This is a genomic window from Hymenobacter sp. (assembly GCF_031398885.1).
Classification (GTDB): Bacteria; Bacteroidota; Bacteroidia; order Cytophagales; family Hymenobacteraceae; genus Hymenobacter.
The window spans coordinates 1-13,674 of record NZ_JANNOD010000023.1; the positions used below are offsets into that span (position 1 = coordinate 1).

Here is a 13,674-nt window from a genome sequence, read left to right on the forward strand (position 1 = left end):
GCCTTGTCTGTTCGGCTGTCCGGCTCATTTGACTACCCTTACCGATTACCCCTTAAGTGCCCGACGCAACCCCGCTTTCTGACCTCGTCCGCGCCGAGCTGGCCGAAGCCCGCGCCGTGCTCGACCGGTTTCTGGAAGAGCCCGCTAACCTGGCCCGCATCGCCGAAGCGGCCGAGCTCATGGCCACCGGCCTGCGCCAGGGCGGCAAAATCCTCACCTGCGGCAACGGCGGCAGCCTCTGCGACGCCCAGCATTTCGCCGAAGAGCTCAGCGGGCGCTACCGCCAGGACCGCCGCGCCCTGGCCGCCATCGCCCTCACCGACGCCTCACACCTGACCTGCGTGGCCAACGACTACGGCTTCGAGTTCGTGTTCAGCCGCTTCGTGGAAGCCCTCGGCCGGCCCGGCGACGTGCTGCTGGCCATCAGCACCAGCGGCAACTCGCCCAACGTGCTGCGCGCCGCCGAAGCCGCGCGGACAGCCGGCATGACGGTAGTGGCGCTGACGGGCAAGGGCGGCGGGCAGTTGGCGGGGATTTGTAACGTGGAGATTCGGGCGCCGCACGCGGGCTATGCGGACAGGATTCAGGAAATACACATCAAGGTGATTCACATCCTGATACTGCTAATTGAGAAGCTGGTGCTGTAGCTTTGAAACAGGTGAATGTAGGGTGCGGGGCTTGCCCCGCCCGGACGTTCGCACGAACCCAACGATTTCGTTTTAACGTCCGGGCGGGGCCAAGCCCCGCGCCCCACACCCTTCTACCATGCTTACCAAAACCTTCGGCTCGGCCGTGCAGGGCGTCAATGCCTACACCATCACCATTGAAGTGGTGGTAACGGCCGGGACGAACTTCTTCGTGGTGGGCCTGCCCGACAACGCCATTAAGGAAAGCCAGCAGCGGATTGAGGCGGCCCTGAAGTTCCGGGGCTACCGGATGCCGCGCACCAAGGTGGTGGTGAACATGGCCCCGGCCGACATTCGCAAAGAAGGCGCGGCCTACGACCTGCCCATTGCGCTGGGCATTCTGCACGCCTCGCAGCAGCTGACCACCGAGCGGCTGGGCGACTACGTGATTATGGGCGAAATGTCGCTCGACGGCGAGCTGCGGCCCATTCGGGGCGTGTTGCCCATTGCCATTCAGGCCCGCAAGGAAGGCTTCAAGGGCATCATTCTGCCCAAGGAAAACGCCGAGGAAGCGGCCATCGTCAACAACCTCGACGTGATTCCGGTGGGCAGCATGCAGGAGGCCATTGACTTCTTTGAGGGCCGGCTGGAAATCAAACCGACCGTGGTGGACACCCGCGACTTGTTTCAACACTCAGTCAACAAATACACCGCCGACTTTGCCGACGTGCAGGGCCAGGAAAACATCAAGCGGGCCCTGGAAATCGCGGCGGCCGGCGGCCACAACGTCATCATGATTGGCCCGCCCGGCGCGGGCAAAACCATGCTGGCCAAGCGTCTGCCCAGCATCCTGCCGCCGCTGAGCATGCAGGAGGCCCTGGAAACTACCAAGATTCATTCCGTGGCCGGCAAACTGGCGGGCGGCGGCTTGCTCAGCACCCGTCCCTTTAGAAGTCCCCATCACACAATCTCGGACGTGGCCCTGGTCGGCGGGGGCAGCAACCCGCAGCCTGGCGAAATCTCGCTGGCCCACAACGGCGTGCTGTTTCTGGACGAGCTGCCTGAGTTCAAGCGCACGGTGCTCGAGGTGATGCGCCAGCCGCTGGAAGAGCGCCGCGTAACCATTGCGCGGGCCAAGCTCAGCATCGAGTTTCCGGCCAACTTCATGCTCATCGCCAGCATGAACCCCTGCCCCTGCGGCTACTACAACCACCCCGAAAAGGAGTGCGTGTGCGGCCCCGGCGTGGTGCAAAAGTACCTGAACAAGGTATCCGGCCCGCTGCTCGACCGGATTGATTTGCACGTGGAAGTGACGCCCGTGACCTTCGACCAGATGACGGAAACGCGCAAGACCGAAACCAGCGCCGACATCCAGCCCCGCGTGGACCGGGCCCGCCAGGTGCAGGAAGCGCGCTTCCGGGACTACGCCGACATCCATTCCAACGCCATGATGCCGCCCCAGATGGTGAAGGATATCTGCGCCATCAGCGAGGCCGGCCGGATGCTGCTGAAAACGGCCATGGAGCGCCTCGGCCTCTCGGCCCGGGCCTACGACCGCATCCTGAAAGTGGCCCGCACCATCGCCGACCTGGCCGGCACCGAGGAAATTCAGATTCAGCACCTGGCCGAAGCCATTCAGTACCGCAGCCTCGACCGCGAAGGCTGGGCGGGGTGAAGTCAATGAGCAATTGACAATGAGCAATGAGCAATGAATAATTGCGTAAACGAATCAGATTGTAAATTGCCATTTGTTTACTACTCATTGTTGATTGCCATGCAGGTTCCACTTTCGCTCGACTTCATCCGGCAGGTATTGGCCGAATACTTTGCGGACAAACCGGTGCTACGGGTGGAAATTTTTGGCTCGTATGCGCGGGGCGAGGCCACAGCGGAATCGGATTTGGACGTGCTGCTGAGCCGGATACCAGGTAGTCGCATGACGTTATTTGACTTGGTTGACTACAAAGATGACCTTGAGCATCGTCTGGGTGTTTCGGTGGACCTGGGCACCGTTATTTCCCGATTTGCACGGCCCTACATCGAACCCGACTTACTGACCGTTTATGAGCAAGCCGCTTGATTCGACCCGGTTGCAGGAGCTGCAATACGCCGCCAAACGGGTCACGACGCGGTTGCAACATAGCAGCCTAAGTGATTTTTTAGCTGACGAAGATTTACAAGACATTGCCTTGCTTCAGTTGGTTGTCATTGGAGAAGCTGCAGCCAAGATATCTGAAGCCACCCGGCAACGCCATCCTCAAATCGACTGGCGGCGAGCAGCGGGATTGCGGAATTTCATCGTGCACGAGTACGCCAAAGTAGATTTTGCTTTGATTTGGAGCACCATCACCCAAGAGCTACCGGGACTAGTGTCGGAATTGCCGGCAGTGCTGATGCAGGTATTGGCAGCCGAAAAGACTAACACATCCAGCAGTGTATAAGTCCTTCGTCAAGCCCGCCCTTTTCTCCCTCGACGCCGAGCGCGCCCACCACTTCGTGTTCGACAACCTGCGCCGGGCGGCCCGGCTGCCGGGCACCAAGGCGCTGCTGCGGCAGCTCTACGACTACCAGCATCCGGGACTGGCGCGCGAAGTGTTTGGGCTGAAATTTCCCAATCCGGTGGGCCTGGCGGCGGGGTTCGACAAGAACGCCGTGCTCACCGACGAGCTGGCCACGCTGGGCTTCGGCTTCGTGGAAATTGGCACCGTGACGCCCCGGCCCCAGCCCGGCAACCCGGCGCCGCGCCTGTTTCGGCTGCCGCAGGACGAGGCGCTGGTGAACCGCATGGGCTTCAACAACGACGGGGCGGCGGCCGTGGCGGCGCGCCTGGCCCGGCGCCGCAACCGGCAGCTCATCATTGGCGGCAACATCGGCAAGAACAAGGACACGCCCAACGAGCACGCCGCCGCCGACTACGTGGCCGGCTTCGAGACGCTGGCCGAGGTGGTGGACTACTTCGTGGTCAACGTCTCGTCGCCGAACACGCCCAACCTGCGCCAGCTCCAGGAAAAGAAGCCGCTGATTGAGCTGCTCCAGCAAGTGCAGGCCCGCAACCTGAGCCGCCCCGCGCCCCGGCCGCTGCTCCTCAAAATTGCGCCCGACCTCACCGATGCGCAACTCGACGACATTCTGGAAATAGCCCGCGAAACGCAATTGAGCGGCCTCGTGGCCACCAACACCACCATCAGCCGCGCCAACCTGACCAGCGACGCCGCCTACGTGGCCGGCCTGGGCGCGGGCGGCCTCAGTGGCCGGCCGCTGCGGGCGCGGGCCACCGAGGTCATCCGTTACCTGCACCAAAAATCGGACGGCGCCCTGCCCATCATCGGCTCGGGCGGCGTGCATTCAGCCGCCGACGCCCTGGAAAAGCTGGCGGCGGGTGCTTCGCTCGTGCAGCTGTACACCGGCTTCATCTACGAAGGCCCGGCGCTGGTGCGGAGAATCAACGAGCAGTTGGCAATGAGCAGCGAGCAGCGAGCAGCGAGCAGTGAGCAATGAGCAATGAGCAATGAGCAAAAGGAACGAACCTGCTCGCCCATTGCTCACTGCCAACTGCTCATTCTATTGCTCATTGACTTGCCGCGCACCCGGCGCTGCCACCACACGATGAGGGGAAAGCCCAGCACGGAAGGCCACAGAAAGTTGTAGGGAAATGGGATAAACTTCAGGCTGGTGGCCGAGAACGCCGACACCGCCGCGACGTACGAGCCCAAAAACCCCGAAATGTGGTTGAGCAGCCACTGCTCGCGGGCCCAGGTGCCGGCCCGCGCAAAGCCCCGCAGCTGGCGGCCGGCCGTCATCACGCCAATTCCGCCGAACACGGCCGCCGGCACGTTGCCCACCCGCAGGCCGTAGGCCAGGGTGCCAAGGAACACCACGAGGCCCAGCCCGGCGGTTGCCCAGTCGAACAGCGGCGCCTTGCCGCCCCGGGCTAGCGACTTGAGGTACAACGAGCGGTAGCCGAAACCGGCCAGATACAGGCTGAAGATGCCCGTCAGCAGCAGGAACGTGGCGCCGTAGTAGCCGGCGGCCAGGATGGCCGTGCTGCCCGCCACCACCATGGCGCCGAAGAAAATCTGGCCCCAGCGCCGGTGCCAGGCCCCGCCCTTGCGCACGAACAGGGCCGCCGGCGCCATAAAAAACCCGATGAAGCCGGCCGTGATGTGCAGGTAGCGGTTGAACAACAAAAAGGTTTCCATGTCGGTAGCGCGGGTTTGATTGAACCGCGACCGAAAGATGCAGGCATTGCCAGCGGGAAAACCGGAATTTTAACCCAAGCGGCGCGTCAAACCGCTGAAGCCTCACATTCGACGGATGCAGCGTTTGCTGCCTGCCGGGGTCAAAGCCTGGCCCCCACCTTGAACTCTATCACGTCGGCCGCGCCGCGGTGAATCTTTAAATCAATGGCCCCAAACAGCACGCGGGTGAAGTGGTATTTCAGGCCCAGCCGCTCGTAGTAAGCGGTGCTCGACTTGTAGGGCGCGTACACGTAGAAGCCCAGGTGCGACACGAAGGCCAGCCGCCCGAACAGCAGCTCGTGGCCCACGAATACGCCTGCCTTCTTCACGTCGGGCTGCCGCAGGCCGGCGCGGGTGGTGTCTTCCAACTGAGCTTTCAGGCTGCGGTCGAGGAAGCCCTCCACGCCCGCCAGCAGGTTGGACTTGCGGTTGACGCGCCGGCCCACGGCCGCCGTCACGGAGTTGACCAAGTATTTCTGCAGGTCGCCCTCGCTGCGCTGCTTGTAGCCCAGGCTGGTGCTCGCGTTGTAGAAAGTACGCCCCACCTCGGCCGGGTCGGAAGCGGCGTTGGTTTGGGGGGCCGGGCGCTGCTCGTGGTAGTTCAGCCCCAGCACCACCGAGGGCAGGTTGACGCCGAAGTTGGGCTTGGTGGTGGAGCCGTTGGAGTAGTGGTTCAGGCCAAAGCCGGCCAGCAGGCCCAGGTGTGGGGTGAGGGCGTAATCGTACTCGAACCGGGCCTGGATGGTGGCGTTCAGGGCCGAGCTGGCGATGGTGTTTTTGTGGTTGGTGTCCTGGTTGTAGGGATTGGTGAGGTAGGCCAGGCCGGCGCCCAGGCGGAAGCTGAAATCGTGCTTGGCTCCCCGCGAGAAAGACTTGCTGATGTAGGGGCTGGCCGCTACTACGTGCCCGAGCACGGGGTTGTGGAAGTCATAGTAGGTCAGGGCCAGGCCCATCTTGGGGAACTTGTACCAGCCGTGCCAGGGCGCGGCCCCGGTGGTCTGCCGCTGCAGGTTCAGCTCGAAGCCCGTGGGGTGCGAGGCCACCAAGTGCCGGATGGCGTCGGTGTGCGCTATGATGATGCTGCCTTGCGCGTAGAGGCCCACCACCAGCGGGGCGCGGGGCGCGGCCACCGGGCCCACGGAGCCGGCCGCCTGTTGCGGCACGAGCTGTCCCCAGGCCGGCCCCGCCAAAAGCCCACTCCCCAAAACAAACAACCGTGCGCGCATCAGCAATAGCAAAAACAGGCCCCGCGCCGGCCCGCTACCGGTGCCAAGCGGCCGGGCCAGTTCGGCCTGGGGTTACACAAACTTAAAACCCCATCCGCAACCCCCCGCCGGGCCGAGTAGTATAAGGAAAAAATTTAGCTGCTCTAGCTACTCATTTATTCGTTTTTCTTATCTCCTTCTCATGAAAAAGATTCTGCTCTCCCTCGGTTTGTTGGCCGGCTTGTCCGCTGCCGCACAGGCCCAAGGTGCTAAGTTTGGTATCCGCGGCGGCATCTCCGCCAACACGCTCAGCGGGGACGATGACAAGTTTGGCAACGTAATCGACAACTATTCCTACGGCCTGGGTGGCCTGGGTGGTGTGACGGCTCAATTCGCTTTTTCCGACCTCATCTCCCTCCAGCCCGAATTGCTCTACAACCTCAAAGGCACGCAGATTGCCGACGGCAAAGACCGGCTGGACCTGCACTACGTCGACTTACCTATCTTGCTCAAAGTAAACGCTGACGGGCCCTATTTTGAAGCCGGCCCGCAGGTGGGCTATCTGATTTCGGCCAAACTCGGCGGCGAAACCAAAACCCGCATTGAGACCAAGGACCTGCAAGGTCTTTCCCTCGGCTACGTGGCCGGTGTCGGCTACCAGCTCACCAGCGGCTTGAGCTTGGGCGTGCGCTTCAATGGCGGTATCAGCAGCGTGGGCAAAGACGACGACCGCTACGACCAGCAGCGCAACCAATCGTTCAACTTCGTAGTCGGCTACGAGTTCGGCGGGAAGTAGTCTCTTTTATTGCGCGTTACGGCAGAAAGCCGGCTTCCCTCTCGGAAGCCGGCTTTGTTGTTTTGCGCCAGAACTACTGTTCTCTTCCATTGCTTCTGGCCCAGCTAACACCCAGCCGTAGCTTTGCCCGTCTATTTCAACCCATCTTTTATGAAAAAAATCAGTCTGACCCTGGCCCTTTTAGCCGGCCTCACCGGCGCGGCCCGCGCCCAGCGCAGCGACGTTTCACTGGGCCTGAAAGCCGGCGCGTCGTACTCGGCATTCACAGGCAAGCAAGCCTATAACCCAGAATATATTTTTGGCTTCCACATTGGCGCCTTCGCCAATATTGGACTCAGCGACCTGTTTGCCTTTCAACCCGAAATCCTGTATTCGCAAAAAGGGTCGAATCCCAACCTAGTCGATTTTAAGACTCGCCTGAATTACGTGGATTTGCCATTGGCCTTCCACGTCAACGCCAATGGACTCTTCTTTGAGGCCGGCCCGCAGGTAGGCCTCCTCCTAGCAGCGCAAGACAAAGCTGGCAATGTGAGCGTGGACCGAAAAAATCGATACAACACGTTCGATTTAGGCTACCTAGCTGGCTTGGGCTACCAGCGCAAAACCGGTCCTGGTATTGGCCTGCGCTATAATGGTGGATTCACAAATCTTGAAAAACCCTCTACCATTGGCAGCGTCACGGTGCAGAACAATGTTCGCAACGGCGTTTTTCAGCTTTACCTCACGTATTCCTTCAACGGACGATAGCCCCTGTTTCTCATTTAAAAGCCCGACCTCCACTGCAGAAGCCGGGCTTTTTATTCAGGCAGAATCTGCCCAATTCCTGCCACCTACCGCGCCGCCGCGTAGTTGCGGTAGAAATGCGGGATGGTTTCGATACCTTTCAAAAAATTGAAGACGCCGAAATGCTCGTTGGGCGAGTGAATGGCGTCAGAGTCCAGTCCGAAGCCGAGCAGGACGGTATCCAGGCCCAGCTCCGACTTGAACATGGCCACGATGGGGATGGAGCCGCCGCCGCGGGTGGGCACCGGGCGCTGGCCGAAGGTGGTGGTCATGGCGTCGGCCGCGGCGCGGTAGGCCGCCGAGTCGGTGGGCGTGACCACGGGCTCGCCGCCGTGGTGGGGCTGCACGTCGACGGTGACGCCGGCCGGGGCAATGCTACGGAAGTGCTGCTGAAACAGCGCCGAGATTTCGGCCGAGGTTTGGTGGGGCACCAGGCGCATGGAGATTTTGGCGTGGGCCTGCGAGGCAATGACGGTCTTGGCACCCTCGCCGGTGTAGCCGCCCCAGATGCCGTTCACGTCGAGCGTGGGACGGATGCTGGTGCGCTCCATGCTGGAGTAGCCCGCCTCGCCGGCCGTGGCGGGTAGGCCAATACTGGCCTTAAAGTCCTCTTCGGAAAACGGGGCTTTGGCCATTTCGGCGCGCTCGGCGGCCGAAAGCTCGTCTACATTATCGTAGAAGCCGGGGATGGTGATGCGGCCGTCGGCGTCGTGCAGGCTGGCAATCATCTGGCAGAGCACATTGATGGGGTTGGCCACGGCGCCGCCGTAGAGGCCGGAGTGCAGGTCGCGGTTGGGGCCGGTCACGGTCACTTCGTGGTAGCTCAGGCCGCGCAGGCCCACCTCGATGCTGGGCACGTCGTTGGCCAGCATGCCGGTGTCGGAAATCAGAATCACGTCGGCCTTGAGCTTTTCCTTGTGGGCCCGCACGAAGATTTCGAGGTTGTTGGAGCCAATTTCCTCCTCGCCCTCGAACATGAACTTGATGTTGCAGGGTACGCCGCCCTGGCCGTCGCGCATCATCAATTCGAAGGCCTTGACGTGCATGTACACCTGGCCTTTGTCGTCGCAGGCGCCGCGGGCGTAGATGTTGCCGTCCTTAATCACCGGCTCAAAAGGCGGTGAGGTCCACAGCTCGTAAGGGTCGGCGGGCTGCACGTCGTAGTGGCCGTAGACCAGCACGGTGGGCCGGGCGGGGTCGGTGAGGTAGTCGCCGTACACGATGGGGTTGCCGGCCGTGGGGCAGATTTCGACGTTCTGCACCCCGGCTTCTTCGAGGCGGGTTTTGAGGTAGTCGGCAGCCCGCAGCACGTCGGCGTGGAACTTAGGGTCGGCCGAAACCGAGGGGATGCGGAGCCAGTCGAGCAGCTCGTCGAGGAAGCGGGTTTGGTTATCGGCGAGGTAATTGGCCATGTGCGGTGAAGAATAAGTACTGACGAGATGGAAACAGGGAAACAAAAGTAGCGGGGCGTAACCAGAATGCACCAAGGCCCAGAAACAGGGGCTTGCGCCAGTAGAAACTCCCAGTTGCAGCTACGTTCTTCTCGACTACACCCAGCACTGAAAGGTTGTTTTCGGCTAAGCCGGAGGCTGGGCGCCAAGCAGGTCACCACAGTTAAGCTAGCCTGAGTCACCACTATTTTCCACAAAAACGACCGCGGCGGCACTTTCCGGGTCCAACTGATTGAACCCGGAAAGTGCCGCCGCGGTCGTTTACTATTTTGAGAGGAATAGCGTGCGAAAGCGCGAGGGTAGGACCAAGGCGCCAGTATGAGCGCCTCGGTCTTTTGGGCGGGCCACCTCGCTACGAGCCTAGCTGTTTATTGAATTTGCAGTATTTGAGACTTCACTTCGGTGTTGGTCTGCACCTTGGCCACGTACAAGCCCTTGGGCAGATTGCTGAAGTCGTGGGTTAGCTTCAGCACCGATTTGCCCTCTTCGTGGAACACTTCCTTGCCCATGCCGTCGACCACACTGAGCTTGATGTCCTGCTGGTCCGGGGCCGTAATCTGGAACGTAACCTGGCCGTTCGAGGGATTGGGGAAAAGCGAGAAGAGCAGGGCCAGGGCGTCCTGCACCGGCCGGATGGGCGCCAGCAGCCTCAGAGCAGCGTCGGCCCGCACAAACCCGGTTCCGGTCTTGAAATCGAACCCGCGGTCAAAATTGGGCGTGAGCGGGTTGTCCATGTCCTGGGCCGTGACTTGCAGCAGGCCCCGAATAGCCAACGGGGGCAGGAGGCCGGTCGAGGCTTCCTGCATCAGCGCCGCCACGGCCGCTACGTGCGGAGCCGAGGCGCTGGTGCCGAAGAAGTTGGGAAAGCCGTCGCGGTCGAAGTCAGCGCCGGGAAAGTCGGGAAAGAAGGAGGTGTTGGTGCCGTCAGGCCCGGTGATTTCGGGCTTGGGCAGCACCAGCGGGCGGCGCCGATTGCCGTTGTTGTCGAAAAGCAGCGGGGTGCCGCCCAACGACGAGAACGCCTCCACCACCGGCACGGGGGTTGCAGGGTTAAAAACGGGCGTTTGGAAGTACGGTGCCGCCGCCACGGCCGTAACGAGCGGCGCATTGGCGTGGCCCACCAGCGTCGAGCTGCGCGTGTCGTACTCCAGCGCCGCCGGCGCATCGCCGAAATTAACGTACTTGATGCGCGTGGGGTCGGGCCCGGCCACTTTCACAATTACCAGTTCTATCGTAGCCGGCGTCGTCCCGTTGTTGGTCAGGCCCAAAAACTCAAAGGGGTCGCCGCCCAGGTTGTTATCAGCCGAGGCGAAGATGGGTTCGCCTCCGAAGAGCACATACAGGTCGAGGTCGGTTTCGGCGCCGCGCACGCCGCTGGCTGAAAAGAACGGGTCGTCCCACTGCAGGGCCAGTGATACGCCGCGGCCCGGGGCAATGGTGATGCTCTGCGTCACGTCGCCGTCGGCAAAGCTGTGGGCTTCGCCCTCAATGCCGGGGAGCGTGGTACCGGAGTTGCGAAACCGCGCTTCGTACGATTTTTCGCCCGAGTTGCCAGCCGACGAAAAATAACTCGACCCCCTGCGCACCACCGTCTCGGCGGCCTGAGCTATGATGCCATTCTGAAAGAACGGCTCAGCAAAATAGATTATATCATCCACTATCACCCGGTTGCCGGCAGCCTGCAGGTCGATGATGCCCTGGGCGAAATTGGCTTGTCCAAGAAAAGCCGTGTGGAAAGCAATGCCCGCGTCGGGGGCTACGTCGTGCACAATTTCGGCCATGCCGCGGCCTTCGTCGGAACCGCCGCTAGGCAGGTCTTCCAGCACCTGCACGTTGGCGGGCAAATCGTTGCTGGCCACGCCGGCATTGGCGGTGCCCAAGTTGTTGTAGCTATCGGAAAGGATGCCCACGTTCACCCCCTTCCCGCTCACGCGGTACCTGGCGCGGGCCACGTCGGCGCGCAGGGCGCGGTCGCCCTGGCTGGTGGTGAGGCCCACATTCATGACCGGCTTGTAGGCTGGGCGCACGTGCCGCAGCGAGGCCACGCCTTCGAGCGCCGCGAGCTGGCTCACCGGGAACAGGCCCGACACCATGGCGCCGTAGGCGGTGCCGCGGCGTAGGCCTCGGGCAGTCAGGTCAGCCAGTAGTTGCTGAGCATCGGCCGTTGTAGCCACGGCCTCAATCACCACGTAGCCGTCGTAGACCTGAATCCTGTCGGCGGTTTTGAACGGAGAGGAACCGGCTGCCGCGCGCGATTGCGGCACCGTGCCGCGCGCGTTGGTTGTGGGTTGGGCCGCGAGGCTCAGCAAGCTGGCCGACACCTTGCCCTTGTTGGGGAGGATTTGGCCGGTGGCCGGGGGCGCCAGTAGAGCGGCGAGAACCAGCAGGCCGGCGGCGGGGGGTAGATACTTTTTTCTCATAGTAGCTTGTGGGTGAGGGTTGGTTGAAAGGAAAAAGAAAGCGAATGATGGTTTAGAGCCTATCCGAAAAATAAATTGAACGTCATGCTGAGCTTGCCGAAGCATCTCGCCCGCTTCGTCAAAACCGTCTAGCGAAGCGAGCGAGATGCTTCGGCAAGCTCAGCATGACGGGCGTCTGCGCAGCCGAAGTATTTTTCGGATAGGTTCTTAGTGTCTATTTGGAGCTACCTCCGTATTTTTTTTCGAGCGGACGGCCAGGTGCTGACTTTTACCCAATCTGAGCCAAGATTTTGATAGAATAGACGATTATTTGGATGCAAGGGTTACGATGTTACATAACATTATTAGCCAATCAGTGCAAATTGATTTTATGCTGGTAGTCAGTGATTTTTGGCTATAAAAGCGTGAATGCCCACGCCGGAAGTCGCATCTTTTTTCCCGCGCTGCTTTCTCTTCGCTCAAGCTATTGCTATTTCTCGTGCAGCAATTCCAGGTACCGATTGGCTCTCTGGTTCCGGGCGGGCCTTTTACCAATGAGACCACCAGTAAGCGGGTTATCCAACGCTACTGCCAGGCCCAGTGAACAGCTGCTCAAAATAAATGGCCATTGGCCATCTAAACAGATTGCCGGTTTGGTGTGCCGATGCGCGGGCCGTTCCCTTTCGCGGTTACTGCCGCAAATCCAGCACCAGCTCCTTCGCCATCACCTCACCCAGCTTCCAGGCTTCGGCCCAGTCTTTCTCGGGGCTTTCGAAGGTGAGCAGGTAAACGGTGTCGGTTTTGGCATTGGCGAGGGCCAGCTGGTACACCATTCGGGCTTCGGCCTCGGGCGGAGCTTCACGGTAGCGCACAAAGCGCTTGTGCACGGAGCCATCGACAGACGAAGCTTTTTCCAGTTGCCGCTGCCCCTTTCCAAAGCCGGTCCGCAGCATTAGGAACTCGGCGTATTCCGGGGCGGAGCGCCGGGTTTGGGCCTTTACTTTGCGCACCACGTGGAGCGCCACTCCGGTTTGAAACTCGCCGCTTTCCCCCATCTCGTCCTGGGTCAGGTAGTAAGTTGCGCCGCTTTTTTGCCCTTCCGCCCGGTAGTGCCACCCCTCGGGCAGCAGCATCGCCGCTTTGATGTCGGGCAGCGCCTGCCAGTTGAAGCCGGCGGGAGGCGAGCCAAGCGGCGTGTTGAACTTCTGCGCGGCGGCGGGCCACGGGAGCAGCAGCAAAAACAGGAAGCGTAGCATAAAGGCAGGCAAGGATGCTGGAGGTACTGGAGCGGTTTCGGAATTAGGGGATATGCGCCGGCTGGGCTGACCTCACGAGACCCCTGCGGGGCGGGCCCCGGTTCGCTTGAAGCGCGAAGCCCAAAGAGGGGGGCGCCAGACGCCCGCGCAAGACCGGTGCCCCAGCCCCGAAACCGCTTCAAACGAACAGCTAGCGGAATGAGCGAGGCAAGGCTACTTCCGCCCGAACAGCGGCACGCGGCTCTCCGTCCCGGCCCGTAACCGCCCAATGTTGGCCCGGTGGGTGTAAATGAGCAGCGCGGCCAGCACGAAGCCCACGCCCACCAGGAACGGCTGGGCCGGCCGGAACTGCGGCAACAGTTGCAGCAGGGCGAAGGCCACGCCGGCCGTCATGGACGCCAGCGACACGTAGCGAAACAGCCCCAGCATCACGAGGAAGACCAGCAGGCACACGCCCACCGTGGCCGGGGCCACGCCCAGCATCATGCCCAGCACGGTGGCCACGCCCTTGCCGCCCCGGAACTGCGCGAACACCGGGTAGATGTGGCCCACGATGGCCAGCACGCCGCACCCCAGGCGGTAGTACAGCAGGTGCTCGGCCGGAATGGCGCCCTGGGCCAGCAGGAAATTGGGCAGGAAATAAGCGGCCACGAAGCCTTTCAGCGCATCAATCAGCAGCACCACGGAGCCGGCCTTGGGGCCCAGCACCCGGAAGGTGTTGGTGGCACCGACGTTGCCGGAGCCGTGCTCGCGGATGTCGGGCAGCCCAAAAAAGCGGCGGCCCACCCACAGGGCCGTGGGAATGGAGCCGAGCAGGTAGGCCGCGAGCAGGGCCAGGAAGACGTAGGGGAAGTTCATTAACAAGGCTGAAGCGGAAGCACAAAATAACAGAACGTCATGCTGAGCTTGTCGAAGCATCT

At 61.7% G+C, this 13,674-nt stretch carries 13 protein-coding genes; 7 read left to right on the forward strand and 6 right to left on the reverse strand.

Annotation, left to right across the window (positions count from 1 at the left end; all coding sequences use genetic code 11):
* The first annotated feature begins 56 nt into the window (after nt 1-56).
* The 5 genes from lpcA to RMO51_RS03465 all read left to right on the forward strand — a co-directional run bounded on the left by lpcA (nt 57) and on the right by RMO51_RS03465 (nt 4,124).
* The gene (gene lpcA / locus RMO51_RS03445) at nt 57-647 is read left to right on the forward strand and encodes a D-sedoheptulose 7-phosphate isomerase (RefSeq protein ID WP_310392016.1); all 591 of its coding nucleotides are present in this window, start codon (nt 57-59) and stop codon (nt 645-647) included.
* A gap of 118 nt (nt 648-765) precedes the next feature.
* A complete protein-coding gene (locus tag RMO51_RS03450) occupies nt 766-2,301 on the forward strand; it encodes a YifB family Mg chelatase-like AAA ATPase (protein ID WP_310392018.1) in 1,536 nt (511 codons plus the stop codon).
* A gap of 87 nt (nt 2,302-2,388) precedes the next feature.
* The gene (locus RMO51_RS03455; RefSeq protein ID WP_310392019.1) at nt 2,389-2,706 is read left to right on the forward strand and encodes a nucleotidyltransferase domain-containing protein; all 318 of its coding nucleotides are present in this window, start codon (nt 2,389-2,391) and stop codon (nt 2,704-2,706) included.
* Nucleotides 2,690-3,067, forward strand: a complete 378-nt coding sequence (locus tag RMO51_RS03460; RefSeq protein WP_310392020.1) for a HepT-like ribonuclease domain-containing protein — start codon at nt 2,690-2,692, stop codon at nt 3,065-3,067. Before RMO51_RS03455 ends, RMO51_RS03460 begins: the two co-directional genes overlap by 17 nt.
* Complete coding sequence (locus tag RMO51_RS03465; RefSeq protein WP_310392021.1) at nt 3,060-4,124, forward strand: quinone-dependent dihydroorotate dehydrogenase; 1,065 nt, start codon at nt 3,060-3,062, stop codon at nt 4,122-4,124. The genes RMO51_RS03460 and RMO51_RS03465 overlap by 8 nt, the downstream gene beginning before the upstream one ends.
* Nucleotides 4,125-4,168: 44 nt before the next feature.
* On the opposite strand, the gene RMO51_RS03470 is transcribed toward RMO51_RS03465, so the two are convergent.
* The gene (locus RMO51_RS03470) at nt 4,169-4,825 is read right to left on the reverse strand and encodes a hypothetical protein (protein ID WP_310392023.1); all 657 of its coding nucleotides are present in this window, start codon (nt 4,823-4,825) and stop codon (nt 4,169-4,171) included.
* A gap of 140 nt (nt 4,826-4,965) precedes the next feature.
* Entirely contained in the window at nt 4,966-6,027 is a 1,062-nt protein-coding gene (locus RMO51_RS03475) for an acyloxyacyl hydrolase (protein ID WP_310392025.1), read from the reverse strand.
* A gap of 244 nt (nt 6,028-6,271) precedes the next feature.
* Here RMO51_RS03475 and RMO51_RS03480 point away from each other — a divergent pair, with 244 nt between their 5' ends.
* On the forward strand, nt 6,272-6,865 hold the full coding sequence (locus RMO51_RS03480; RefSeq protein ID WP_310392027.1) for a porin family protein: 594 nt from the start codon (nt 6,272-6,274) through the stop codon (nt 6,863-6,865).
* 123 nt (nt 6,866-6,988) lie between these two features.
* A complete protein-coding gene (locus RMO51_RS03485; RefSeq protein WP_310392029.1) occupies nt 6,989-7,612 on the forward strand; it encodes a porin family protein in 624 nt (207 codons plus the stop codon).
* An 83-nt stretch (nt 7,613-7,695) separates the two neighbouring features.
* Here the strand turns inward: RMO51_RS03485 and RMO51_RS03490 are convergent, their stop codons facing one another.
* The 4 genes from RMO51_RS03490 to plsY form a co-directional block, all read right to left on the reverse strand.
* Nucleotides 7,696-9,060 carry a dipeptidase gene (locus tag RMO51_RS03490; protein WP_310392031.1) on the reverse strand — a complete coding sequence of 455 codons (1,365 nt, stop codon included), beginning with the start codon at nt 9,058-9,060 and terminating at the stop codon, nt 7,696-7,698.
* 407 nt (nt 9,061-9,467) lie between these two features.
* Nucleotides 9,468-11,519, reverse strand: a complete 2,052-nt coding sequence (locus RMO51_RS03495) for a T9SS type A sorting domain-containing protein (protein ID WP_310392033.1) — start codon at nt 11,517-11,519, stop codon at nt 9,468-9,470.
* Between the two features lie 668 nt (nt 11,520-12,187).
* Nucleotides 12,188-12,754 carry a hypothetical protein gene (locus RMO51_RS03500; RefSeq protein ID WP_310392034.1) on the reverse strand — a complete coding sequence of 189 codons (567 nt, stop codon included), beginning with the start codon at nt 12,752-12,754 and terminating at the stop codon, nt 12,188-12,190.
* A 213-nt stretch (nt 12,755-12,967) separates the two neighbouring features.
* Nucleotides 12,968-13,612: a glycerol-3-phosphate 1-O-acyltransferase PlsY gene (plsY, locus tag RMO51_RS03505; protein WP_310392036.1), complete on the reverse strand. Its 645-nt coding sequence runs from the start codon at nt 13,610-13,612 to the stop codon at nt 12,968-12,970.
* Nucleotides 13,613-13,674 lie beyond the last annotated feature (62 nt).